General features: G+C 66.3%; 18 protein-coding genes. 15 read left to right on the top strand and 3 right to left on the bottom strand.

The features are described from left to right. Positions 1–29 precede the first annotated feature (29 nt). Genes GC088_RS03165 through atzF form a run of 4 tightly spaced genes read left to right on the top strand, consistent with a single transcriptional unit; the run spans position 30 to position 7,127 of the window. Positions 30–905, top strand: coding sequence for an urea amidolyase associated protein UAAP1 (locus tag GC088_RS03165; RefSeq protein WP_323960462.1), 876 nt, complete (start codon positions 30–32; stop codon positions 903–905). Further along, positions 902–1,567: an urea amidolyase associated protein UAAP2 gene (locus GC088_RS03160; protein ID WP_323960461.1), complete on the top strand. Its 666-nt coding sequence runs from the start codon at positions 902–904 to the stop codon at positions 1,565–1,567. Before GC088_RS03165 ends, GC088_RS03160 begins: the two co-directional genes overlap by 4 nt. Beyond that, positions 1,564–5,283: an urea carboxylase gene (uca, locus tag GC088_RS03155; protein ID WP_323960460.1), complete on the top strand. Its 3,720-nt coding sequence runs from the start codon at positions 1,564–1,566 to the stop codon at positions 5,281–5,283. Before GC088_RS03160 ends, uca begins: the two co-directional genes overlap by 4 nt. After that, positions 5,280–7,127: an allophanate hydrolase gene (gene atzF, locus GC088_RS03150; protein ID WP_323960459.1), complete on the top strand. Its 1,848-nt coding sequence runs from the start codon at positions 5,280–5,282 to the stop codon at positions 7,125–7,127. Before uca ends, atzF begins: the two co-directional genes overlap by 4 nt. 187 nt (positions 7,128–7,314) lie before the next feature. Here the strand turns inward: atzF and GC088_RS03145 are convergent, their stop codons facing one another. Beyond that, positions 7,315–8,238, bottom strand: coding sequence for an acetamidase/formamidase family protein (locus GC088_RS03145; RefSeq protein WP_323960458.1), 924 nt, complete (start codon positions 8,236–8,238; stop codon positions 7,315–7,317). A gap of 175 nt (positions 8,239–8,413) precedes the next feature. Here GC088_RS03145 and GC088_RS03140 point away from each other — a divergent pair, with 175 nt between their 5' ends. The 9 genes from GC088_RS03140 (at position 8,414) to GC088_RS03100 (ending at position 21,773) form a co-directional block, all read left to right on the top strand. After that, positions 8,414–10,114, top strand: coding sequence for a metallophosphoesterase family protein (locus tag GC088_RS03140; RefSeq protein WP_323960457.1), 1,701 nt, complete (start codon positions 8,414–8,416; stop codon positions 10,112–10,114). A gap of 300 nt (positions 10,115–10,414) precedes the next feature. After that, complete coding sequence (locus tag GC088_RS03135) at positions 10,415–11,023, top strand: excalibur calcium-binding domain-containing protein (RefSeq protein ID WP_323960456.1); 609 nt, start codon at positions 10,415–10,417, stop codon at positions 11,021–11,023. A 23-nt stretch (positions 11,024–11,046) separates the two neighbouring features. Then, entirely contained in the window at positions 11,047–11,694 is a 648-nt protein-coding gene (locus GC088_RS03130) for a class F sortase (RefSeq protein WP_323960455.1), read from the top strand. 125 nt (positions 11,695–11,819) lie between these two features. Then, positions 11,820–14,702: a PD-(D/E)XK nuclease family protein gene (locus GC088_RS03125; RefSeq protein ID WP_323960454.1), complete on the top strand. Its 2,883-nt coding sequence runs from the start codon at positions 11,820–11,822 to the stop codon at positions 14,700–14,702. Next, a complete protein-coding gene (locus GC088_RS03120; RefSeq protein WP_323960453.1) occupies positions 14,699–17,986 on the top strand; it encodes a UvrD-helicase domain-containing protein in 3,288 nt (1,095 codons plus the stop codon). Before GC088_RS03125 ends, GC088_RS03120 begins: the two co-directional genes overlap by 4 nt. Next, positions 17,986–19,662, top strand: a complete 1,677-nt coding sequence (locus GC088_RS03115) for a nuclease-related domain-containing DEAD/DEAH box helicase (RefSeq protein ID WP_323960452.1) — start codon at positions 17,986–17,988, stop codon at positions 19,660–19,662. Before GC088_RS03120 ends, GC088_RS03115 begins: the two co-directional genes overlap by 1 nt. Further along, a complete protein-coding gene (locus GC088_RS03110; RefSeq protein ID WP_323960451.1) occupies positions 19,652–19,966 on the top strand; it encodes an MmcQ/YjbR family DNA-binding protein in 315 nt (104 codons plus the stop codon). The genes GC088_RS03115 and GC088_RS03110 overlap by 11 nt, the downstream gene beginning before the upstream one ends. A 69-nt stretch (positions 19,967–20,035) precedes the next feature. Further along, complete coding sequence (locus tag GC088_RS03105) at positions 20,036–20,392, top strand: hypothetical protein (protein ID WP_323960450.1); 357 nt, start codon at positions 20,036–20,038, stop codon at positions 20,390–20,392. Positions 20,393–20,510: 118 nt separating this feature from the next. Next, a complete protein-coding gene (locus tag GC088_RS03100; RefSeq protein WP_323960449.1) occupies positions 20,511–21,773 on the top strand; it encodes a multidrug effflux MFS transporter in 1,263 nt (420 codons plus the stop codon). 74 nt (positions 21,774–21,847) lie between these two features. Here GC088_RS03100 and GC088_RS03095 read toward each other — a convergent pair whose 3' ends face one another. Then, on the bottom strand, positions 21,848–23,266 hold the full coding sequence (locus GC088_RS03095; protein ID WP_323960448.1) for an NAD-dependent succinate-semialdehyde dehydrogenase: 1,419 nt from the start codon (positions 23,264–23,266) through the stop codon (positions 21,848–21,850). A 106-nt stretch (positions 23,267–23,372) separates the two neighbouring features. On the opposite strand from GC088_RS03095, the gene GC088_RS03090 reads away from it, so the two are divergent. Both GC088_RS03090 and GC088_RS03085 read left to right on the top strand, forming a co-directional pair. Further along, on the top strand, positions 23,373–24,110 hold the full coding sequence (locus tag GC088_RS03090) for an alpha/beta fold hydrolase (RefSeq protein WP_323960447.1): 738 nt from the start codon (positions 23,373–23,375) through the stop codon (positions 24,108–24,110). Positions 24,111–24,290: 180 nt separating this feature from the next. Further along, a complete protein-coding gene (locus tag GC088_RS03085; protein ID WP_323960446.1) occupies positions 24,291–25,943 on the top strand; it encodes a BCCT family transporter in 1,653 nt (550 codons plus the stop codon). A gap of 12 nt (positions 25,944–25,955) precedes the next feature. Here GC088_RS03085 and GC088_RS03080 read toward each other — a convergent pair whose 3' ends face one another. Further along, on the bottom strand, positions 25,956–26,315 hold the full coding sequence (locus tag GC088_RS03080; protein ID WP_323960445.1) for a hypothetical protein: 360 nt from the start codon (positions 26,313–26,315) through the stop codon (positions 25,956–25,958). Positions 26,316–26,463: the final 148 nt, after the last annotated feature.

The raw sequence follows: 26,463 nt of genomic DNA, 5'->3' as shown, positions 1-26,463 counted from the left end.
CCACTGCCGCACCACACGACAGGATCGACATGACATCCACCACCGACGCCCCCGCAGGAACGGCCACCACCGCCGGTGCCCGCGCCCACGCCCGCGAACAGCACAGCCGCACCGCAGAGACCATGCGCCACATCCCCGTGTCCACCGCTCCCTCCCGCCTCACAGCAGCCTTGCCCGACGGCGCCGCCGACCGCCTGATCTGGTCCGAAACGCTGGCCTTCGGCCGATACACCACCCTGCCGCTGGCCCGCGGCACCAGCCTTCGGCTCACCGACACCGGCGACGCCTGCGTGCACACCCTCCTGTACCGGGCCGGCGCGCTCCACGAACGCTTCAATGCCGCCGACACCGTCAAGGTGCCCTGGCAGGCCTACCCCGGAACCGGGCACCCGCTCCTGTCCGACGCCGGCCGTGTCCTCGCCACGATCGTCGAGGACACCTCAGGACACCACGACGCCTTGACCGGCGCCACCACCCTGGCCGGGAACACCGCCCGCTACGGAGCCGGAACCGCCCACAGCGCGTCACCGGCCGCCCGCGAACTGCTCACCCTCGGTGCGCTGAAGAACGGCCTCGGCCCACGCGACGTCGCCCCCTCACTCACCCTCTTCAAGGGCATACACGTCGACGACGACGGGAGCATCCGGTTCACGGGAAGCGCCGGCGCGGGCACCCACGTGGACCTGCTGCTGCAGGTGGACGCCGTCGTCGTGCTCGCCAACACCGCCCACCCACTGGACCCGCGCACGGACTTCACCGGCTCCGCCGTCGAGATCACCGCGTGGCGGGCTCGGGAAGAACTCGCCGCACTTGCCGACGGCAGCCTGGTGGGACCGCTGGTCCCCGAACACCTGCAAGCCCTGAACAACACCGAGCACGACCACGCCGCAAGGAGCACCCGATGACCACGACCCTCCCGCAGTCCGTGAGCGATGCCGCCCTCGCTCCCGGCACCGTCATCCTCGACGAGTACGTGGAAGCGCGCGGCCCGTGGTCGGCCGTCGTCGCAGCCGGCGACGTGCTCACCATCGTGGACCTCGACGGCAACCAGGCGGTCGACTGCCTCCTCTACGCCGCCGACGACACCACCGTCCGGTACTCCGCGCCCGTGACCATCGCGCAGCAGCGCTCCATCGTCCTGACCACCGGCTCGGTGCTGCGCGCTGACACCGGCCTCGCGCTCATGACCGTCGTCGCGGACGAAGTAGGCGTCCACGACACCATCGGCGGTGCGTGCTCGCAGGAATCCAACACCCTCCGCTACGGCCAACACACGCGTGAGCAGCACGCCTGCGTGGAGAACTTCCTCATCGAGGGCTCCCGGTGGGGCCTCGGCAAACGGGATCTCGTGTCCAACATCAACTGGTTCATGAACGTGCCGGTCGATCCCGACGGCGCCCTCGGTATCGTCGACGGGCTTTCCGCTCCCGGCAAGCGCGTCGCCCTCCGCGCCGAGGTAGACACCCTCGTCCTCGTCTCCAACTGCCCGCAGGTGAACAATCCCTGCAACGGCTTCAACCCCACTCCCGTCCGCATGATCGTCACACGTCCGGAGGACGCAGCATGAGCCGCTTCGACACCCTGCTGATCGCCAACCGCGGCGAAATCGCCTGCCGCATCATCGAATCCGCACGGAAACTCGGCCTGCGTACCGTCGCCGTGTTCTCCGAGGCTGACCGCGGCGCCCGCCACGTCCGGCTCGCCGACGAGGCTGTGCTTCTGGGTCCCGCCCCGGCGAAGGAGTCTTACCTGCGCGTCGACGCCCTGCTCGCCGCCGCCGCCTCCACCGGAGCCGGAGCCATCCACCCCGGCTACGGCTTCCTGTCCGAGGACGCCGACTTCGCGGAGGCCGTGGAAGCGGCCGGGCTGGTGTTCGTCGGGCCCACCCCTGAACAGCTGCGCATCTTCGGCACCAAGCACACCGCCCGCGACGCCGCCTCCGCCGCCGGCGTTCCCATGATCGCCGGCTCGGGCCTGCTCGACAACGTTGAGGACGCCCTTGCCGCCGCGGGATCCATCGGCTTCCCGCTCATGCTCAAGGCCACCGGCGGTGGCGGCGGCATCGGAATGACCGTGTGCCGCTCGGAGGAGGAACTCGCCGAGGGCTTCCCACGCGTTGCCCGCCTCGCCGCGGCGAGCTTCGGAACCGCCGGCGTCTTCGCTGAGCGTTACGTGGAGAACGCCCGCCACGTGGAAGTCCAGGTTTTCGGCGACGGCGAGGGCCGGGTAGTCAGCCTCGGTGACCGTGACTGCTCCCTGCAGCGCCGGCACCAGAAGGTCCTCGAGGAGGCTCCCGCCCCCGATCTGCCCGATGCACTCCGCGAAGAACTGCACCGCAGCTCACGCGCCCTATGCGCCTCACTGGGCTACCGCTCTGCCGGAACCGTCGAATTCGTCTACGACTCCGCGCGCCAGGAAGCGTCTTTCCTCGAGGTGAACGCGCGCCTGCAGGTTGAGCACCCCGTCACCGAGTCGGTCACCGGCGTCGACCTCGTCGAGTGGATGCTCCGCCTCGCACAGGGCGGGGCGGATGCAGCTGCCGTGCTGGCCGACGTCCCGGACAGCGTGCCTGTCGCCGGCCACGCCGTTGAGGCGCGTGTATACGCCGAGGACCCCGCACGGGATTTCCAGCCCAGCGCAGGTACGATCACCAACGCCGTCTATCCCAAGGCGGATCACGTCCGTGTGGACACCTGGGCCGAAACCGGCAGTGAGGTTTCCACCAACTACGACCCGCTGCTCGCGAAGGTGATTACCTCCGGTGAGAGCCGCGACGAGGCATTCGACCGCCTCGCCGGCGCGCTGACCGGCACGCGCATCGACGGCATCGAGACCAACCTCGGCATGCTCCGCGCCGTCAGCACCCTCGACGTGGTCCGCGAAGCAGCCCACTCCACGAACACCCTGGACAGCATCGGCGATCCGGAACCGCGCATCACGGTCGAACGTCCGGGCCTGCAGACTAGCGTGCAGGACTGGCCGGGCCGCACCGGACTGTGGAAGGTCGGAGTGCCGCCGAGCGGGCCGATGGACGACCTCTCGTTCCGGCTCGGCAACCGCGCCCTCGGCAACGCGGAAGGCGCCCCGGGCCTCGAGTTCACGATGACCGGACCCAGCCTCACGTTCTCGCACGCCACCCGCCTCTGCGTCACCGGCGCCGACGTCCGCGTCACGGTCGACGGTGACGAGGTCCCGCTGTGGGAACCGGTCACCGTTCCGGCAGGCGGAACGCTCGACGTCGGCACGGCGGAGGGCGCGGGCATGCGCGGCTACATCCTGTTCGCCGGCGGCCTCGACCTTCCGCTATACCTCGGCAGTGCCTCCACCTTCACCCTCGGCCAATTCGGTGGACACGCCGGTCGCGTCCTGCGTTCCGGTGACGTGCTCCGCACCGTATCGACGGACAACCAGGCGAACCTGCCCACAGCTGACTCACCGGTACCGGTCGACGCCCGTCCGGCGCTGACCTCCCGGTGGGAACTCACCGTCGTCGAGGGTCCACATGGCGCCCCTGAGTTCTTCCAGCGGGAGGACATCGACGAACTCCTCGCCACCGACTACGAGGTGCACTTCAACTCGGCTCGCACCGGCGTCCGGCTGATCGGGCCCAAGCCCCGGTGGGCACGGAAGGACGGCGGCGAAGCAGGCCTGCACCCCTCCAACATCCACGACACTCCGTACTCCGTGGGCGCACTGGACTTCACCGGTGACACACCGATCCTCCTGGGACCTGACGGCCCCAGCCTGGGCGGCTTCGTGTGCCCGGTTACCGTCGTGACGGCGGACCGCTGGAAGCTCGGGCAGCTCCGCCCGGGCGACTCGGTGCGCTTTGTGCCGGTCGAGGCAGTCCAGGCACCGTCCCTGCGCGACCTTGGCCCCGGCCGCCAACTCATCCTTCCCCGCGCGGCAGAACCTGCGGGCGCCGCGACCAGCCGGCGGGAGAGCGGTCTGCTTCGCCGCGGCGACGGCGATGACGGCGTCCTGGCACGCTCCGCAGAGGAACCCGGCCGCCCCGCCGTCACCTACCGGCGCTCCGGCGACGACAACCTCCTGGTCGAATACGGTGACATGGTCCTGGACCTCGGCCTACGGGCCCGGGTGCATGCCCTGCACCAGGCCGTCGAGCAACTGCGCCTTCCCGGCGTCGTCGACCTCACGCCGGGAATCCGCAGCCTCCAGATCAAGGTGGACCCATCCGTCCTGTCGACCCGCCGTCTGCTGGACGCGGTCCGGGAGATAGAGGCTGCCCTTCCGGCGAGCTCCGAACTGGTGGTTCCCAGCCGGTCCGTCCGGCTGCCGCTGTCCTGGGACGACCCCGCGACACGCGAGGCCATCCAGCGATACATGGCCGGCGTGCGCGACGACGCTCCCTGGTGCCCGTGGAACATCGAGTTCATCCGCCGCATCAACGGGCTGGATTCCGTGAACGACGTCTTCGACACCGTCTTCAACGCCGAATACCTGGTCCTCGGGCTGGGTGACGTCTATCTGGGTGCGCCCGTCGCAACACCGCTCGACCCGCGGCACCGCCTCGTCACGACCAAATACAACCCGGCGCGGACCTGGACGCCGGAGAACGCCGTCGGCATCGGCGGCGCGTACATGTGCATCTACGGCATGGAGGGACCCGGCGGTTACCAGTTCGTGGGACGCACCACCCAGGTATGGTCGCGCTACGCGGACTCGGCTCCTTTCGAGCCCGGCTCCCCCTGGCTGCTGCGGTTCTTCGACCGTATCTCCTGGTACCCGGTCAGCCCCGAAGAGCTCCTGGACCTCCGCGCCGATATGGCCGCGGGCCGGGGACGCGGTGTCGAAATTGAGGAGGGTACGTTCTCGCTCGCCGAGCACGAGCGGTTCCTCGCCGACAACAGCGAGTCCATCGACGAGTTCCGCCTGCAGCAATCGGCCGCCTTCGCCGTCGAGCGTCAGGCCTGGGCAGACGCCGGTGAGTTCGACCGCGCGGAGGCGGCTGCCGCCGTCGTTCCCGCATCCGACGATCTGGTGGTACCCGACGGCGCTTCGCTGGTTTCGGCGCCCTTCGCCGCCAGCGTGTGGAAGGTGGACGTGGAAGTGGGTGATGAGGTGCTCAAGGGCCAGCCCCTCGTCTCGCTGGAGGCCATGAAGATGGAAACCGTAATCACCGCCCCGCACGACGGGCAGGTGCTGCAGGTGCTCCCCCTCGCCGGATCGCAGGTGGTGTCCGGTGAAGCCCTGGTGGTCCTGGGAACGCTGGAGGTCGAAGTGGAACCCGAAGCACGCCAGAAGGAAGAGGTAGCGGTATGAGCAAAGTGGCGACCGATCGCGTACGCGCCGCACTTGCCGGCATCAATGCAGTGGACCGGCCCGAGATCTGGGTTACCCTGCGGACGCCGGAGGAACTCCTCGCCGAAGCCGCGGACGTCGACGCCCGGGTCCGTGACGGGGAGGACCTCCCCCTGGCGGGCTTGCTTCTCGCCGTGAAAAACAACGTCGACGTAGCGGGCATACACACGACGGCTGCCTGCCCCGGATACTCGTATGTTCCGGAACGGGACGCTGAATCAGTGCGGCGACTCCGCGCTGCGGGCGCCGTAGCGCTGGGATCGACCAACCTCGACCAGTTCGCCACCGGACTGGTGGGCACCCGCAGCCCATACGGCGCCGTCCGCGATGCACGCCGCCCGGAGCATATTTCGGGCGGTTCGAGTTCCGGATCGGCCGTCGCTGTGGCGCTTGGCCTGGCTGACATCGCGATCGGGACCGACACCGCCGGCTCCGGACGGATTCCGGCTGGGCTGCAGGGCATCGTGGGCATCAAGCCGACACTGCATGTAGTGTCCACCGACGGCGTCGTTCCCGCCTGCCGCTCCTGGGACACGGTGACCATCCTGGCCCGCGACCTTCCGACGGCGGAACTCGCCATGGGGGTGATGGCAGGCGGTGCACGGGAATGGCCCTCGGATGTGCGCCTCGCGGCGCCGAGCCGGCCGCGCGTCGCCTTTCCAGCCGAACTGCCGGAGCTTTCCCCGGCCTGGGCTGCTGAGTTCGGCCGCCAGGTCGCGCGGCTCGCGGACGCCGGCGTCGACGTCGCGCCGATTCCGATCGACCTGTTCCTCCGAGCCGCCCGGCTACTTTACGACGGGGCCCTTGTCGCGGAGCGGTATGCCGCGGTGGGTGCCTTCGTCGATGCGCAGGCAGCCGAGCGCAACCCCTCGGGCCTGGATCCGACCGTGTCCGGCATCATCAGTCGCGCAGGAGCTCTGTCGGCGCACGAGTACGTCGCCGACACCGAGCGGCTCGCCGAACTGAAGCAGGCGGCGCTCGCGCAGCTCGAGGGATTCGACGCCCTGCTGGTTCCGACCGCTCCGCTGCATCCCCTCATTGCTGAAGTTGCCGTGGACCCTGTCGGCGTCAACTCCCGCATGGGCACCTACACGAACTTCTGCAACCTCTTCGACATGTGCGCTGTCGCAGTGCCCGCAGGCGAGGTGGACGGGGCCCAATTCGGTGTCACAGTGGTGGGACGCACCTTCGACGACGCGGTTGTGGCCGACATCGCTCGCCGGATTGCCTTCACTCCCGCTCCGCCTGCCCTGTTCGCATCGGGCAGTGCCCCGTCACCGGACAGCACCGGTAAGCCCTGGCCGCTGGCCGCCGGGGCTCAGGGAACTCCATTGGTTGTCATGGGTGCACACCGTCGTGGGCAGGTTCTTGCTCCTGACGTGGAAAAACTCGGAGGCTACTGGGACGGTACCGTCCGCACAGCCCCCCGATACAGGATGGTGGCGCTGGACACTCAACCACCCAAACCGGGCGTGTACCGCTGCGACGAGGGTAGGGAGCTCGTCGGTGAACGATGGATCCTGTCCGAAGCAGCTCTGGGCCAGTTCCTGGCCACGCTGCCTGAACCGATGCTGCTCGGGTCGATGCGGCTCAACGATGGAACATCCGCTGTGGGTTTCGCGTGTGATGCAGTGGCCGCATCCAGCAGTCAGGACATCACGCATTACGAGGACTGGCTGGCTGCGCTGTCTGATTCATTGGCAGAACCTGATCAGAAGGACTCGGATCGCGAATACGGCCCGATCCGGAACCTGCTCCTGACCGGGCTTTCCCGCGGCTTCTACTCCGATGCCAAACGCGGTTGAGGCATAGAGATGACAGAGGGGAAGGCGCGCTGGTGGCAGCGACTGTCGAGCGTTTCAATAGTCCGGCAGGAGCCAGACCGCTGCACCGGCGGAAGCACGAACGACGATTGGCAACACTCTTGGTTGCTTCCAGGAGATGCAGTGCTTCCAATGCCGAAACGAGACTGAGGCGCGATAGCGAACGACGCTACTGCACGGCGTCGTGCTTCAGCACCGCATGGACGCCCCAGGTCTCGTTCGCGATCTGGGTGATCCGCAGGTCCACCACCGTACTCGCCAGTGCCAGGGCCCGAGTGCGATCCATACCCAACAGGCTTTGCATCCACGTCAGCATGGCGCTCAGAGCCTCAGCCGTGGCCAGGTTGAGATCCGCGTTGAAACCGAACGTGATCCTCGACGTCGGCGTCACGGCGTGAATCGAGGTCAGCGGCGGCTCGGTGACCAGGTCGAGCACCAGTTCCGAGGTCATTCCGCACTCGATCGCCGTCCCGCCCACCTCGCCGTCGCCCTGCGCAGCGTGCCCGTCACCTACACATAGCAGCGCGCCGGGAACCGTGACCGGCAGGAACAGGGTGGAGCCAGCGGTGAGCTCGCGGCAGTCGATGTTTCCGCCGCCGTCGGCACGGGGCGGAATGGTGGACGCCTGGCCATCCTCGGCCGGCGGAACACCGACGACGCCGAGGAACGGGCTAAGCCGCACCTTCTGTCCCAGGTCGTTGATGGCAATACCGCGCTCGGCATCCACCTCCCACAGCAGCCACTGCGGAACGCCGCCGTCGACGGCGAGCAGCCGGGTGAAGGCATCGTCCTTGCGTCCGGCTACGGTGAAGCCCCAGCTGTCCGGGGTCAGCGAAGCGAAGGTCACCGCCAGCATGTCGCCAGGCTGTGCCCCGGCGACGGCAATCGGTCCGGTGAGGCAGTGCCCCTTCCGGTCGGCGAACATCTGCGGCTGCTCCTCGCCAGGGTAGGTCTGACGCTGCAGGTGACCCACAGCGTCGAGAGACCGGACGCGGACGGTGTCGCCCGGGTTGACCGTGAGCGCTGGTGGAATGTCCTGCGAGAACACCTGGACCGTCGTTTCGGGGCCTGGCTCCAGATGGTAAATTGTCACGGGCACCCCTCGATAGTCGCAAATGCCAGCCTATCCGGGCGACGGGTCCCACAGCGGCAGCCAGTTCCCCCGGCCTTCCTCCCCCGTTCAACCGCGCGTTCCCATCCTGCTGTTTGTTGTTCGGAGCAAGTACCTACCTTCAAGAGGTCACCCACCTTGAAGAAAGGCATCCCCCATGCTCGGGTCTCAACCCCGCCGCCGTGCGCTGTCCAGCGCACTGGCGCTCGCCGTCGTCGTTCCTTTGGCAATCGGCACCACCTCCATCGCAACCGCCGCACCGGAGGCGGAACTTCACAAGGCCAAGCCGGTCAACACGCAGCCGACCGACAACGTCCTCTACCGCCAGAGCTTCAACGACCTGGCTGCGCAGTTGCAGGCGCGGTCAAGCGATCCCGACATCGTGGACGGGACCGTCGGCTTCACCTCCACCGCGCCGAAGGGCTGGAGCGTCGAAAACAGCGAGTCAATGACCGGCGTCGGCGTCGACGAGTGGCGCGGCTGGAACTTCACCACCCGCGAGTTCTGGGTGGACGCCGAGGACCAGATGCGCAACCGGTTCGCCCGGGCGGACAACGTCATCGCGGTCGCTGACTCGGACGAGTTCGCCGACCGCAACAACGCCCCTCACGACTTCAAGACCACCCTGGTTTCCGAGGGCATCAAGGTTGCCGGGCAGTCCGTGGTTCAGCTGAGCTTTGACTCGCACTACCGCGGGTGGGCCGGCCAGTCCGCCACGGTCACCGTCGAGTTCGACGGCTCCGGCGAGCAGACCGAGATCCTCCGGTACGACAGCACCACGGTGACGGACAACTACGACGGGTCGGTACTGAACGCGAACGAGACCGTCGACATCGAGGTGCCCGAGGGTGCCAAGACCGCGACCTTCCGCTGGAACTTCGAAGCGGAGGCGAACAGCTGGTACTGGGCGATCGACTCGGTGTCTGTGCGCGAGGTGTTGCCTGCCGCCGCCATGGACGCTTCAGATGCCACCAGCACGTGGGTGGTCAGCGACATCCAGGGACAGCCCGGCGACCTCGCCCACGCGTTCAAGGACCTGAACGCGGTCCGTCCGGATGCGTCCGGCCTGCTGATGGTCGGCGACATCGTGGCGCACGGCACCGAGGCCCAGTGGAATGACGTTAATAAGGTCATGGACGACGCCGCGCCCATCCTTCCGGGGACGGTCGCCGCTGCCATCGGCAACCACGAGAGCTACACGAGCGAGCCGTTCGAGGTGCTTCGTGACCGCTTCCTGGACTTCGCGGACCGCGACCGGGTGTGGGACGAGTACGTTCTCGAGGGCAACGGCGGCGAGGTGCCGGCCCTGGTGCTCGGGCAGGAGGAGTCGCGGCCACCGGAGGTTCCGATGTCCGCCGAGCAGCTCGAGTGGTTCAAGGAGCGCCTGGCCTACTGGACCAAGCAGGACAAGCAGATCCTGGTGATCTCGCACTTCCCGCTGGGCGATACGGCGTCGGCGTCGTGGATCCCCTGGTACTCCACCCACTACGAGCACAACGATCTGCTCACCGGCATCCTCGGCGACTACCCCAACGCCGTCATGCTCAACGGGCACACCCACTACCCATTCGAGCTCGGCGACTGGGCCGTCCAGCGCCGCACCGACGGCGGACACCCGGACGGCTTCTGGGCCGTGAACACCGGCGCCATCCAGGTCGAGTGGGATGCGCGCGGTGAGAACACCGAGGGCATCAGCGAGATCGTCACCCGCGACATCAACCGCGGCCTGACTATCGACGTCTACGAGGACCGCATGGTCATCGATGCGCGGGACTTCGGCGTTGCCGGTGCCGATGGCACCAACGAAGTGAACGACGTCGTCCGTTCAGTCACGATTCCGAACCCGCTGAAGAAGTAACTTCGCACTGAGGAGGGGTGGCGCCGCTTGGTGCCGCCCGTTCCTTGCGTTTGTGGTGCTTAGTTCATGTGTGACAACGCCCTCTAGCGGTGTATCACGAGAGCTTCATTCGTGCCTCCCATAATGGATCGGTGACACAAACTTGCAGAGTCAAGTGATTCTTCAACTTTGTTGATATAACTGACTCCGGCATAAGCCGAGTCCGAGAAACCAGCAGCCGGGCCTGGGGAAAAACACTGCAGTTACCCCATGCCCCGCGCAGGTTCCCAACACCACCAACGTACGAAAAATGGGGCACCAATGAAGAAGAGCATTACGCTGCTGACCGTCGTAGCAGCAGTTGGACTTTCCGCACTGACCGCAAGCCCGGCAAACGCGCTGAGCTTCAAGAACTGCACTGAGGCCAACGCTGCGGGCTACTACAACATCCCCGCTGGCGCGCCGGGCTACAGCCTGGATCTCGATCGCGGCGGTGACGGCGTCGCTTGCGAGGATTCCAGCAAGCCCATCGGCACGGCACCGGCTCCCGCACCGAAGCCCGCGCCTGCACCGAAGCCGGCTACTGAGGTTGCACCCGCTCCCGTAGTTGTTGGCCCGGCCGCGTTCCCGAACTGCGCAGCTGCAGCAGCTGCCGGCCAGTTCAACATCCCCGCTGGCGCGCCCGGCTACGGCGAGCACCTCGACCGTGACAAGGATGGGGTGGCATGCGAGCGCAACGGCGAGGACGGTGCAACAGGCACCGAATCCACGAACAACAACAACGTCAACCAGATCCCGGTCATGCCGGTGGGTGGCGCAGACACAGGTGTTGCGCAGGACACTGACAACGGTGCCGAACTGCTGGCCCTCGGTGGCCTGGTTGCTGCTGCTGCAGCCGGAACGTTCGTCGTTCGTCGCCGCCAGGCATAGTCGGATCGGGAATCCCGCTTCACATGACTAGCTCTACCTTTGACCGCCGCAGGGGCTTCTACGCCTCTGCGGCGGTCGCCGTGCTCCTTCTTACTGGCTGCGGCGGTGGCGGCCAGTCGGCGGAGAATGCGGCTGCACTGCCGACAGCCGCACAGGTCCAGACAAGCTCACCCGAGCCTGCACCGAGCGAGACACCGTCCGTCACGACGGAGGTAATGGCGGCCTCTGAGCCGATATCCGTTCACATACCATCGACCGGCACGGAGTCCGAGCTGCTCAGCTTGGGCCTGCGTGAGAACGGGACCCTCGAAGTACCGCCGGACGGGCCGGGGGCGCCCGCGTCCTGGTTCAACGGGTCTCCCACTCCGGGGGAGCTTGGCCCGGCCGTGCTCCTTGGGCACGTGAACGCAACCGACGGCGGACCGGGAGTCTTCGCCGATCTCCGCGCCCTCGGGCCGGGGGACCTGATCGAGGTCGCCCGCGCAGACGGCACGACAGCGGTGTTCGTCTTCGACCGCGGCGAGCAGTACTCGAAGGATGCCTTCCCGACCGAGAAGGTCTATGGGAACACGGAAGAGTCCGAACTCAGACTCATCACCTGCGACGGCTACGACCCTGCAACCGGCAACTTCGACGACAACTACGTGGTCTACGCGAAGCTCGTCTCTTAGTGCGACTTATGTGATCCCGAAGGAGCAAGACTTTGCTTGCAGGCAAAGTCATGCTCCTTTCGGCGTCGCGCCGGAACTGTCAGAGCCCGCTGTTATGTTGAAATTGACAGAAATCAGGGGGCGTCATGACCGTACACACAGCTGTCCATACAGCGGCCTCAACGGGCGAAGCGCTGTGTGAACTCACCGCTCGCATTACGGCGGCTCAGACGGCGAATCCGCTTGCGCCGATCACCATCATCGTGCCCTCCCACGCCTCCGGCCTGGACGTCACCCGCTACCTCGGACGCACGCTGAACAACGGAGCCGGCAGCGTCGGCGTCCGCGCCTACACACTCAAGGACCTCGCGACCGAACTCGTCGCGTCCGACATCTCACTCGCTCACCGCTCGCCGCTTCCACCCCCCGTCCGACAGGCAGCGATCAGCAAGGTCCTTGCAGAAGCCCCCGGCGACTTCGAGCAGGTTGCCACCCAACCGGCAACCGCCCGCGCCATCACCCGCACCGCACCGCTGCTGGAATCGATCCATCCCAAGCACGACGCCGCCCTTCCGGACCTCGTGCGCGAAGTCCTCCGAATCCACCGCACCGCCATGGAGACTCTCGGTGACCGCTGGTACACCGACCACCACCTGTTCAAGCGAGCCGGCCGAATCGTTCAGACTCCAGCCACACGACGACGGCTGGGTACACTCATCGGCTTCATGCTCGGCACCCAGAACCAGCCCGCCGTCGCCGCCTTCCGCCGCCAGCTCGAAACAGCAGGCCTCACCCACGTCCAGGCCGCCGGCACCTTCGACGAGCACACCGAGGTTCTTACTGCCTCCGACGCCGACGACGAGGTCCGCACCATCGTGCGCCTCGTCATCGACCAGCTGCGCTCCGGAGTTCCCGGTCACCGCATCGGCGTCTTCCACTCCACCGCACACCCCTACCGCGCCCTGCTCACCCAGCGACTCGCCCAAGCCGGCATCACGTTCGTAGGACCCTCAGCCGAGCGCCTCAGCGACGCGCCGCTGGCACGCGGCCTCCTCCAACTGCTCACGCTGGACCCGGCCGAACCGGATGTCCGCACCATCCTCAACGTCCTCGCCGAAGGCACCCTTGTCTGGCGCGACCACGACCTGCCGAACAGCGCCGTCTGCGAGCGCCTGCACGTCAACCCTCCTTCCAACCATCCAGCTGATCACGACGGCGACACCCATGCCAGCGAGCGGCACACCCAACGCCTGGAACAGCTCGCCCTGTTCGAGGACTTCGTCAGTACCCTCGCCGCCGCCGTCGGCCGCGTTCTCGCAGCGGCATCTTGGCAGGTTGCTGAGGCGGCGCTTAGCGAACTCCTCACCGAGTTCATGGGCCGCCGCGGCGATACCGAACCGCCCGCCAAAGCAATTACGCGCGCTGCGCTCCAAGAGATCGTCACTCGATTGGGCTCGCTCGACGGGATCGGCCCGAATCCCAACCCGCTCCTGATCCGCAGCACCGTCGAGGACAGTATCCAGGCGAAGGCGGGATGGACCGGCAAGAGCGGCACCGGCGTCGTCGTCGGCAATTATGCCGACGCCGTCGGACGCGACCTTGACCAGGTGTTCCTCATCGGCGCCGCAGAAGGGCTGGCGCCCGCCCGCATCCGGGAGAATCCCCTGCTCCCCGACACCGTCGCCGAGGTAGTCGGCGGGGACCTCCTGACCGTCGAGCAGCGGGCCGAAGCCGCGCACCAGCAGTTCCTGTCCGCTCTCGCTGCAGGTACCGCACGAACCATCATCAGTCCGCGCGGTGACCTGCGCGGCTCCGGTGACCAACTGCTGTCCCGCTGGATCACCACGAAACCGCAGATCGAACTGCGGTCGTTCGCGCACGGCATCGAGCATGGTGCTCCTACGAAACGAGACGGCGAGAAGCCGGTGGCGGCCACCGAACAGGAGTGGCGGCTGCGCTTCCTGCTGACCGCTGAGGACAGGACCGCGGCGCTCGCTCACGACACCGTCCTGCAGCGCGCCGTTGCCGCAACCCGCGACCGGCGTACCGGTGCCTTCACCCGTTTCAATGGAAACATCGGCGCCCACGCGGGGCGCATCATCGAGGAGTCGAAGGCGCTCTCCCCCACCCGTCTGGAGGACTGGGTGCTGAGCCCCTTCAGCTTCTTCCTCAGGCACGTGCTGAAGGTCGACATCTTCGAGGACGTCGAGCTCGAGGTCCAGATCAATCCCATGCAGCGCGGCAACCTGATGCATAAGGTGCTCGAGGACTACGTCCGGGAGATCACCGAGCAGGACCAGTCGCGGAATGTGGACCGGCTCATCGAACTGGCCGACGCCGCATTCGAGGAGTTCGCCAATCCGCTCTGGCTGAAGCACGTCTGGGACCAGAACCAGGCACGCATGCGGCAAGACTTTCACCGTCTCTTCCGTGACGACGAGGATGCAGCCTCGGAGGGCTGGCAGTACGCCGCCGCCGAGGCACCGTTCGGCATGGACGAGGAGACCGCCGCCGTCGAACTTGAACTCGAGGACGGCACAGTCCTGCGGTTCCGCGGCAAGGTGGACCGTATTGACCGGCACTCGGATGGCCGGGTGCGAGTAGTGGACTACAAGACCGGCAAGACCGACAAGTTCAAGGACCTGAACAAACACCCCACCGCCTACGGCACGAAGTTCCAGCTGCCCGTCTACGGCCTCTTCGCCCGCTCCCTTGCCGAGAACGCCGACGACGACGTCAGCGCCGCCTACTGGTTCACCTCCCGAGCGGGTGGTTTCGAGAAGATCGGCTACAAGGTCACCGACGAGGTGATCGAACAGTTGCGGCAGGATGCCGGGCTCATCATCTCCGCGATTCGAAACGGAGTCTTCCCGCCCAAGCCGGAGCCGACCAAACACATCACCCGCGACCGAACTGCGGTCACGTTCACCTCGCTCGCCGGCCAACTGGGAATGGACCAGCACTGGGTGGAACTCCAGAAGCAACCCGAACTCAAGCCCTACGCCAAGCTGCTGAAGGTGGAGAAATGACGCAGGAAACCCTTCAACTTCACGATCAGGCCGACCGTGCGCTGATCGAAGCGGACCTCGAAACCAACGTTTTCGTCGAGGCGGGCGCCGGCAGCGGCAAGACCCACGAACTGGTCGAACGCATCTGCACGATGGTCCTGACCGGCGGCCTCGAGCTGAAGAACATTGCCGCGATCACGTTCACCGAGAAGGCCGCCGGCGAGCTGCGCGACCGGGTGCGCCGAAAGCTCAAGGACAGCGACCCGTCCGAGGCTCGGGACCGCGCCCTAGGCCAACTCGACACCGCCCCCATCGGCACCATCCATTCCTTCGCCGCCCGGATCATCAGCGAGCATCCCATCGAAGCCGGTGTCCCACCGCTCATCACCGTCGTCGACGAACTGCGCTCCCAGATCGCCTTCACCCGCCGGTGGGAAGCCATCCGCCACGAATTGTTTCAGGACGAAACACTCGATCAAGCGCTCCGCGTGCTCCTCGCCGTCGGCGGTTCCCTGAACCATCTCGAGACGGTTGCCTCCGCACTCGACGCCAACTGGGACCGATTGGAAAGCCATCCGCCCCAGCGCCGACCCATCCCGGCGATCGACCTCGGTCCGCTCCTTCGCCAGACAGCAGACGTCCTGGAACACACTCGGCACTGCACCAACGCGGATGACATATTGCTAGTTGCCATCGAGAAGATGCGTTCCTGGCATGGGCGCCTCGAAAACGCGAGCACCGGCGAACTCGCGCTCGTGCTGGAGATCCTCGACGACATCCCGCCCACGCCGAAGCAGGGCAAAAAGGGAAACTGGGCGATCGATATCGCCGAGGTACGCGACGCCTGTGCAAAGCTCGGCGAAACCGCAGCAGAACTGCGCAAGAGCTTCGTCGCCCCGGCTGTGGACACCATCGCTGCCGCCATGGCCGAGCGACTTGTCGACGCCGCCCGCGAACGCCAGCGCAGCGGCGAACTGGAATACAACGACCTGCTCATCCACGCGCGCGACCTGCTGGTCGGCACGGACGAACGCACCGCCGTCGTACACCGCGCCCTGCACAAGCGGTACCGGTGCATCATGCTCGACGAATTCCAGGACACCGATCCCGTCCAGGCGGAAATCGCCACCCGCATCGCTGCGGAGGACGTCTGCGGCATTGACGGGTGGGAGGACCTGGAGATCCCCGCCGGAAGGCTGTTCACGGTGGGCGACCCGAAGCAGTCCATCTATCGGTTCCGCCGCGCCGACATCGCCACTTACCTGGCGACCGAACGCCGGTTCCGGGACTCCTCGCATTCCCGCATAGCGTCGCTGCGCACCAATTTCCGCTCCACAGCGCCGCTGCTCGACTGGATCAACACCACCTTCGGTCAGCTCATCCAGGAGGACGGCAATCTTCAACCGTCCTACCAGCCACTGACTCCAGACCCCAAGCGGCCGATCTGGGACGAGTCGCACGGTCCGGCGGTGTCGATTATCGGTCGCGACGGCGCGGTGCCCGATGAGTCGGGCAAGGTGTCCGCCGAGGCAATGCGGAAACAGGAAGCCCAGGACGTCGCCGCCGCCATCCTGCTGGCGTCGGGTCGGGCCGGGACCCCCGCGTGGCAGAAGCAGGCCAAGCGCTCGGACGACCCGACCAAGAGCTTCGAAAACACAGACCTGCGGCTCAGGGACATCACCATCCTGCTGCCCACCCGCACCGCGCTGGCCGCGCTTGAGGACGCGCTCGACGACGCCGGCATCGAGTACCGCGCGGAAGCCTCCTCGCTGGTCTACTCAACGCAGGAAGTGAACGACCTGCTGCTGGCGCTCAAGGCGATCGCCAACACTGCTGACGAGGCCGCACTGGTGCTTTGCCTGCGCTCGGCGCCCTTCGCGTGCGGTGATGACGAGCTCTTCGAGTGGAAGTCTTCAGGCGGGTCGTGGAATCTCTTCGCGCCGCCGCCGGAAGGGCTTGAGAATTCCCCCGTCGCGCACGGTATGACCTATCTGTCGGAGCTGTGCCGGCAGATCAGCGTCCATACCCCGGCGGAGCTGATGGACCGGCTGGTCACCGAGCGCCGAATGATGGAAACGGCCATCGCCTCACCGCGCTACCGCGACGTGTGGCGGCGGCTCCGCTTCGTCATCGACCAGGCCCGCGCCTGGTCGGAAGCAACGCACGGAAGCCTCCGTGACTACCTCGTATGGGCCGGAACTCAGCAGGAAGAAAACACCCGCGTGCGGGAGTCGGTGGTGCCGGAAACCGACGTCGACGCCGTCCGCATCATGACTATCCACGCCTCCAAGGGCCTGGAGTTCCCGATGGTCATCGTGGCGGGGACCGGGTCCAGCCCGCGGACATCGAGCGACGCCGCCCTCTGGGATGACGATGGAACCCTGCAGGTCTCGCTCAAGGAAGGCATCACCTCGGCGGGCTATGGTGCCGCCAAGCCAGTCGAGAAGCTTTTCGATGACGCGGAGAAGCGCCGCCTGCTCTACGTCGCCTGCACACGAGCCGAAAGCCACCTCGTCGTCTCGCACTACGTGAATCGGCAGAACAGCCTGGGACAGCTGCTCAAAGACACGGACGACCCGGCGATCCCATCGCTCGTACTTCCCTCGAACGTTGCGCCCGGCGAAAAGCGGCAGACCACCGTTGAGCGCGTCGAGTCCTGGGAGGACTGGGACCGGCAGCGAGTTCGTTGGCAGGAACAGTCGGCGATCGCCTCGACGGCGTCGGTCACCTCCATCGCGAAGGGAGCTGGGTCCGCAGCGGACGGGGACTCCGGGGAAGAGCAGTTGCGCTTCATAGCGCTCGACGACGAAACCCTCCCCTCGCCTGCCCCCGTTGATGCCGAGCGTGGAGCCGAATTCGGCACCGCACTGCACCGCGTGATGGAGCTCAGCGACCTGCAGGAGTCGGCGGACGTGGAAGCCATCGCGGACAGCGTCGCCCGCCTCGCCCACGGCGTCACCCCAAAGGCACTGGCCGCGCGGGCAAGGGCGGCCCTGGCCAGCGAACCCGTGCGCCGTGCAGCGGAGCGTGAGCATTGGCTTGAGCTTCCCGTCGTCGCGCCGTCCGATGGAGTGACTGTCGAGGGCGTCATCGACCTGATGTACCGGGAGGACGACGGGTCGCTGATCATCGCCGACTTCAAGACGGACAGCGAACCGACCGAGGAGACCGTTGCCGCATACTGGCGGCAGCTGTCCACCTACGCGGACATGATTCAGCGCATCACCGGACAGACCGTCAGCAAGCTGGCTCTGATCTTCTGCCGTGATGCGGGCGCTGAAGTGATGTACCGGGTCGCGCGGTAATGCGCTGCATCCCGGAACAGCCCGACTTCACCGATGCCCAGTCCGCCGAGCGAGCCGTCTGGCTGAAGCTGCGCGCCGCCCTGCCTGACGACGTCGTGCTTGCCCACTCGGTTCAGGTGCGCCATGGCAGGGCCGAGCACGAGATCGACATCCTGGTGCTATGGCCCGGCATCGGGCTGGCGGTGATAGAGGTGAAGGGCGGCCTGGTAGGCGTCGACCGCGGACAGTGGTGGCAATCCGGCGGCAAGGAAGGGCGGCATCCGATCCAGAGTCCCATCGCCCAGTCGCAAAGCTCGATGCACGCGTTCCGCGCCTGGATCGAGGACCAGATCGGCAGCCGCCTGACCAGCCGCTTCGCCTACCTTGCGTGCTTCCCCTACACCGATGTGGACCGGGACTGGGCAATGGCCGGCTGCCCACGCGAACTCATTCTCGACAGGCAGGATCTCCTGTCGCCGGCAGCGGCGATCCGCCACGCCATCGAAACGGAAAGCTCAGGCGCTACGTCGCTCGCGCCGTCGTACCTTGAACGCATCGCCCGGCGACTGGAGGCCACCTATGAACCAGCCGCGGGCATGCCTGGCGCCGAGATCGAGGACGAGCAGGACCTCCTGACCGAACGCCAGGAAACGCTGCTGAAGGCCACCCGGGATATTCCGCGCATCCGGTTCACCGGTGGTGCCGGCAGCGGCAAGACCTGGCTCGCCCTCGCGAAGGCACGGCAGCTCTGCCGACAAGGCAAGCGGGTGGGCCTCTTCTGCTACAACAAGGGGCTCGGGCAGTACCTGCAGAATGAAGTCAAGAACTGGCGTTCGGCTCGGCCCGTGTTCACCGGCGAGTTCCACGAGTACGTCCGCTCGCTCGGGATCCCGGACGGTGCAGGTCAGGAGTACTTCGACGAGGACATGCCCCGCATGCTTAAGGAACTCGCGTCCGACCTGCCGCCGGACGAGAAGTTTGACGCAGTCATAATTGACGAAGCACAGGACTTTGCGCCGCTGTGGTGGGAAGCGCTCCTCGCCTGCACCAGGGATCCCGAGCGTTCCGAGGTCTACGCCTTCATGGACGACGGCCAGGACGTGTACCGGCGCTGGGGAGGAACGACGGCGGATGTCGCCAACGGCCCGGCCGCCGCTTTGGTGCCCATCCACGTGGACGAAAACCTGCGCAACACCCGGCGCATCGCCGACACCTTCAAGGGCTTCGCCGGGGAACACTTCACGCCGAGGGCAGGTACCGGGCTGCCCGTGCGCCACGTCGAGTGTGCAACGGAGGACGCGCTCGACGTCGCCGGTGACTGTATCGACGCCCTCATCGTGGAGGGCTGGGCGAACAACCAGATCGCACTGCTCACCACCTGCCACCGCCACCCCGTGCACCAGGACTATTTCGACGACGACAACATCGAGCAGTACTGGCAGGACTTCCACGCCAACGAGGGCGAGTTCTACGGCCACGTCCTCGGCTTCAAAGGGCTCGAGCGCTCGGTGGTGATCCTCTGCGTCGACGGCTTCAAGGAAATGGACCGCGCCCAGGAGCACCTCTACGTGGGCCTATCGCGGGCGCGGAGCCTGCTCGTCGTCGTCGGCGATCCGGACCTTCTCGCCGAAGCCGGCGGCAGAGAACTCGAGCGGGCACTTGCACGCGCCGAGAAGTGGCAGCCCCATGGCCAGTGAAGCTGACGTCCGACGGATGTGTCTCGCACTGCCTGGCGTCGTCGAGCGTCCGAGTTGGGGCCAACCCGCCTGGTTCGCCAAGACACTGATGGCCCGCATCTGGGAACCGGGCGTACTGACGGTCAAGACCACAGAACGCGAGGCCCTGGCCGGCACCGATCCGGAGACGTACTTCTGGACCCCACACCACGAACGGTCACCACAACTGCTCCTCGTGCGGATGGAACGCATCGACGAGCAGGATCTCAGTGAGCTGCTCGAGGATTCCTTCTTCCTGGTAGGTGGGCGGCCGGCCAACACGTAGTCGCGCTAGGTCAGCGCTTCGCTCATCCTCGATACCGGCAAGCACGTCATTGCCCCATAAGCTGAAGCCATGGAATTCCTGCGCAACCTGCTCCTTGTCCTGCACTTCGTTGGCCTCGCCGCCATCCTCGGCGGCGTCATCGCCCAGATCCGCAGCATGCGAACCAGCCGCGCAGTCGTCACCCCCGGCATCATGCACGGCAGCTGGCTGCAGCTCATCACCGGACTCGGCCTGGTCGGCGTCATCGAAGCAGCCGACCTCGGCGAAGTGGACAACATCAAGATCGGCGTCAAGCTCATCGTGATGATCGCCGTCGTGGTCCTCGCCTTCATCAACCGCAAGAAGGACGCCGTCCCCTCAGCCATCCTCGGCACCATCGGCGGGCTGACCCTGCTCAACATCATCATCGCCGTCTTCTGGCGGTAAACCTACCCACAAAGGTTCAACCACAGGCCCGCCTGAGGCCGAAGAAAAACGCCCTACCCAAACCCTCGAGCCACGCGTAAGGTAGTCCGGAAAGCGCTATCCATAGGAAAGGTTTCCCGTGCACCAGGCGCAGCCCTCACCGGCGCTCGCAACACCTCATAACCCGCCGGCAGGACAACGCCACCGAGTGCTCCTCATCGTCGCGGCCCTGGCCATGCTCCAGGTCATCTGGCCGCTCACCATGGACCTTTACCTGCCCGCCTTCCCGGCGATCCGAACCGAGTTCGGCGTCCCTGAGTCAGCCGTCCAGCTCACGCTGACCGCCGCCTTCATCGGCATGGGTTTCGGCCAACTGGCCTCGGGACCGGTGTCCGACGCCGTCGGACGCGCCCGCCCACTCGCGGCGATGATCGTGGTCTACTGCGTAGCAACGACGTCGTGCGCCCTCGCCCCGTCGATGGAATGGCTCATCGCCAGCCGGGCATTCCAGGGAATGGGCTCGGCGGCGTGTGCGGTCATCGCCCTCGCGATCGTCCGCGACCTCTACACGGGCGAGAAGCTATTGGTCTTCCTCGCACGTCTGGCCATCGCGTCGGGCGTCTTCGTGGTCATCTCCCCCGCCCTTGGCGCCCAACTGCTGGAGCTCGTAGGATGGCGCGGACTCTTCTGGGTCCTGCTGGCCTACGGTCTGGTGCTGCTGTGCGTTGCAGGCGTCATCCTGCTCCGCAACGAAACCAATACCCCAGAGCGCCGACTCCAGCGAAAGGGCGTCCGGCTGCGCGACGACTACCGGGGCCTCGCTGCCGACCGTCAATTCCGGTCCGTAGCGCTGGCCGGCGGGCTGCTGTTCTCCGCGATGATGTCCTTCATGGCCGGCAGCGCCTTTCTGCTACAGGAAGTCTTCGGCCTCAGCCCCACCGGCTACGCGCTGCTGTTCGGAGCGCAGGGTGCGCTGATGGTCATCGGATCTCAGATGGGTGCTTTCCTTGCCCGACGTGCATCTCCTGTCCTCGTGGTCCGAGTCGGGGCGATCGCCCTCACAGCGGCCGCGACCCTGCTGCTGCTGAGCGTCGGTCTCGCCCCGCAACTCGGCGTCTGGGGACTGATGGGACCAATCATGGGCTTCACGACGTCGTTCGGCCTCCTCACTCCCGCGCTGCAGGCCACCGCCCTCGAACACCACGGCCTCCGTGCCGGCACCGCCGCCTCCGTCATGGGCGCATCCAACATGACCGGCGCAGCGGTCATCGCTCCACTCACCGGAGCGTTCGGTCTCGCTTCCCCGGTGCCCACCGCCGTCGTCATGTTGATGTGTGCCGCCGGAGCGGCCGTACTGCTGCTGACCGGCGTGCCCAACAGGAGCGCGACGAAGGCCTGCTAACACGCGACGAACGAAAAGCGGCGGCACCCAAGGGTGCCGCCGCCGTCGTAATCCCGCCGACAATCCCGCCGCAGTTACTCAGCGATGTAGAACAGGCGCTTGTTCACGAATTCGTCCATGCCCAGCGGTCCGAGCTCGCGGCCGAAGCCGGAACGCTTCACACCGCCGAAGGGCAGGTCCGCACCTTCGCCGACGCCGTTGACGTTGGCCATGCCGACGTTCAGCCGCAGCGCCAAAGCCCGGGCGCGCTCCTCATCGGTGCTGAAGACCGCGCCGCCGAGGCCGTAGGGGGTGTCATTGGCGAGCTCCAGGGCTTCCTCGTCGGAGGAGACCTTGTAAACCACGGCCACCGGACCGAAGAGCTCCTCATGCCAGGCACGCATCTCCGGGGTGACACCGGTGAGGACCGCAGGGGCGAGGTACGCAGTGTCGCCCTCGGAAAGCTCGCCGCCGGCGTGCAGGGTGGCACCCTTGTTGACGGCGTCGCGCAGTTGTTCGTACAGGGACTCCGCCGCCCCGCGGGAGGAGAGCGGAGCGAACGTGCCCGGCGCCTCCTCGGCGGGGTTCCCGGGCTTGAGGTCCCGGGCCTGCTCGGCAAGCGCAGCAACGAACTCGTCGTAGATGTCCTCCATGACGATCATGCGCTTGTTGGAGTTGCAGGCCTGGCCGGTGTTCTCGATGCGGGTTGCCCACGCGTCGGCTGCGGAAGCCTTCACATCGGCGCTGTCCAGCACCACATAGGGATCCGAACCGCCGAGTTCCAGCACCGCCTTCTTCAGGTTCTTGCCCGCGATGGCGCCAACGGCCGCACCGGCCCGCTCGGAACCGGTGAGGGACACGCCCTGGATGCGCGGATCAGCGATGATGTCGGCGATCTGGTCGTGCGTCGCGAACACGTTGACGTACGCACCCTCGGGCAGGCCGGCGTCCTTCATGATCTGCTCGATGGCGAGCGCCGAACGCGGGCAACTCTCTGCGTGCTTGAGGATGATGGTGTTACCCAGCACCAGGTTGGGAGCCGCGAACCGGGCCACCTGGTAGTAGGGGTAGTTCCACGGCATGATGCCCAGCAGCGCACCCACGGGACGCTTCTGGATGACGGCCTTGCCGCCGCCGATGGGTTTGATCGGCTGGTCAGCCGCAAGCTGCGGACCCTCGCTGGCGAAGTAGTTGAAGATGTCGGTGCAGAACTCGGCCTCACCCTTGGCCTCGGACAGCGGCTTGCCCATTTCGGTAGTGATGATGGCGGCAAGTTCGTCGGCGCGCTCGGTGAACAGTTCGCCGATCCGGGTCACGACCTGTGCTCGCTCCTCGATCGGCACCTCCTGCCAGGCCTGGAATGCTCCGTGGGCTGCGGCCAGTGCGGCCTCGATCTGCTCGTCCGTTGCGGTGGGGAACTCCTCCTCCACCTGGCCGGTCGCGGGGTTCACTACCCGGTACGACGGCGGGTTACCGGAACCAGCGGTAGCTTGCGTCTGAGCTTCAGCAGTCATTGCTCACAGTCCTCTGCATCGATTGGAATGGTCTTGTGCAGGCCAGATTATCCTCGCCATACCAGCGTCAGGTATGGACGACTGCACTGGCTGAGACCATAGTTTCATGCATCTGAATACCTTCGGGTCGAGTAGGGGCCGCCCTGTACTGCTGCTGCACGGCGGCGGAGTTGCCGGTTGGATGTGGAACGCGCTGGCCAAAGCGCTCCAGGCCGAGCATCTGGTCCTGGTGCCGGACCTTCCCGGTCACGGCGAAAGCGCCGGTGAGCCCTATCGGTCCCACGAGCACACGGTCACGGAACTCGCCCGGATGGTGACGGAGGCAGCTGTGGGGCCGGCCGCCGTCGTCGGCTTCTCACTCGGTGCGCAACTGACGGTCAAGCTTGCGTCCGAGCATCCGGAACTGGTGGACCGTGTTGTGGTGGTCAGCGCCCAGGCCAGACCGATGCCGTTCACCGACCTCACACTCCGGTCACTCGCGGTCGCTTCACCGCTGGCCCGCAGGCGGTGGTTTGCGCGGCTGCAGGCGCGGGAGCTGTTTGTCCCGCAGGAACTCATGAAGCACTACATTGCCACGAGCGTGGGCATTTCCCGGGAGACAATGGTTTCCTCTGTGGGTGACAACCTGCGCTTCGGGATCCCCGCCGGCTGGTCCGAGTTCCCGGGGCGGGCACTGATCCTCGCGGGCCAACGCGAACGCAAACTGATGCGGCAATCGGCCGCCACACTGCACGCTGCCCTACCCGGGAGCGAGCTCGAGATAGTCCCGGAGTGCGGACACGGCATTCCCTTTCAGAGGCCGGAGTGGTTTCACACCCGGGTAACCGCCTTGCTGGACGCCTGAACCCTACTCGCCAGTACACCGGCACCGATTGACTGCGCACTGTGACGCGTGCCATATTTGATCGTGCCGTTCGCAACTTGAACGACACGATATCTTCCCGCTCGACGCCGCCCAGAAGGTCCTGCGTACCGAGCTGTGGCCGCCTTAGGCCACTCCTTGCTCGTCAGAAAGAGAACAACGTTGTCTCTGCCCCTGGAACTGCCGGATTCGAGGCAGACCGCGCAACCGCGACTTCCTAACCCCGCACCCCGGCGCAAAAGCGGCCTCAGGCTCGGCGTAGCGCTCCCCGCCTTCGGGATTATGGGCCTCCTGCTGTTCTTCGCCTTCGTTTTTCCCGACGCATCAGCTGACGCTCTCGCGGCCGCACGAGTAGGGGTGATTGATTCGCTCGGCTGGTACTACGTGCTGGCTGTAGCGCTCTTCGCAATCTTTGCCCTGTGGGTCGGCTTCAGCCGCTTCGGCACCATCCGGCTGGGCCGGGACGGTGAAGCACCGCAGTTCTCGACGGGCTCATGGATCTCACTGCTCTTCGCTTCGGGCATGGGTATCGGCCTGGTGTTTTGGGGAGTCGCGGAGCCGCTGAACCACTACGCCTCCCCGCGCCCGGGTACCGCTGATGTCCCTGCGGCAATGGCGCAGGACGCTCTCACCCGCACCTTCCTCCACTGGGGAATCCACGCCTGGAGCGTGTACGCCGTCGTCGGACTGGCTGTTGCCTACGCGATCCACCGCAAGGGCCGCCCCATCTCCCTGCGCTGGACGCTGGAACCACTGCTGGGCCGGCGGGTCAAGGGCAAGTGGGGCGACGCGATCGACGTCATCGCACTGGTGGGAACGGTCTTCGGTATCGCCACCTCGCTGGGTTTCGGGGTTCTGCAGATCTCGTCGGGACTGGACTCAGCCAACATCGCCCAGGCCACCGAGTCGACCCAGATCGGGCTTGTCTTCTGTCTGATGACCGTTGCGCTCGTCTCGGTCCTGTCCGGCGTCGAGCGCGGCATGAAGTGGCTCTCCAACGGCAATCTGATCCTCGCCGGTGTGATCCTGCTCTTTGTGCTCTTCACCGGTCCCACACTCTTTGTCCTGCGGACTTTCGTTCACACGACAGGAAACTATTTCCAGAACATCATCAGCATGAGCACGCAAACCCTGGCGTTCGACGGCGCTGCCGGGGCCGACTGGCAGGCCACCTGGACCACGTTCTACTGGGGATGGTGGATCGCGTGGGCACCCTTTGTAGGTGTCTTCATCGCCCAGATATCCCGCGGCAGGACTGTGCGCGAATTCGCCCTCGGCGTGCTGCTGGTGCCTGCTGGCATCGCCCTGCTGTGGTTCTCCGTCATGGGCGGAACAGCACTCCACCGGGAGATGTTCGGTGAAGGCGGACTCATCGAGGAGAACGGCAGCGTCAACTCGGCGAATGCACTCTTCGGCATGCTCGACGCGCTGCCCGGCGGGCCCGCCCTCACGGTCGGCGCCATCGTGCTGATCTCGGCCTTCTTCATCACCTCGGCCAACTCCGCAGCCGTGGTGATGAGCGTCATCAGCACCGGCGGCGGGCAGGAATCTCCACGCTGGGTCCGCGCATTCTGGGTGGCCCTGATCGCGGTGATCGGCACCGCCCTGCTGCTGGTCGGAACCGACGGGCTGCGCACCATCCAGACGGCCGCCATCCTGATCTCGGTGCCCTTCAGCCTGATCATGCTGCTGATGTGCGCCTCGACGTGGAAAGCTTTCCGCGACGAGTTCCGACCGCAGATCAACCCGCCGGAGCCGGTCGCGGTTGAACTGGCGGCATCAGCCGAGCAGCCGGCCGATCAGGACCCGAACTAGATAAAAACCGAGCTAGACCGTCATCCCGCTGGGGAACGCGCTGGACATCGCCGCAGCGAAGAACATCACCCACGCGACGATCACCAGGATGCCGAGGATCCCAAGAATGATCGAGACCCAACCCAACATCCGTCCGCCCGCTGCCGGCTCCCCCATGCGCTCGGCCTTGTTCGCGTTGCTGATCGCCAGCGGACCGAAGACGAACCAGAGGAAGAACATCCCGATCACGCCGTAGGCGATCGACATCTGCGCCGCCCGCTTGCCCTCGTAATCAGATCCGGTCGCACCGCGGGACGAACCGGGAGACGACGAGCGCGCGAAGGGCTGCTCGCTCGGGTACGGGGCACGATACTGGCTGGAGTAACTCGACATGGTGTTCCTTCTGAGAAAAGGTGGATAGTCCGGGATCCTGTTGGTGAGTTACCGCCGATGCACCCGTAATGCTGCACATCATATCCATCCCAAGCATTCGGCTCACAGAAGGTTCGATGGGGGCTTTCAGCCGTGCCCCTGCACACGA

Source organism: Arthrobacter sp. JZ12, assembly GCF_035189165.1.
GTDB lineage: Bacteria > Actinomycetota > Actinomycetes > Actinomycetales > Micrococcaceae > Arthrobacter_D.
The sequence above is the reverse complement of the archived record's forward strand: the minus strand, read 5'-3'. Positions and strand labels throughout refer to the sequence as shown.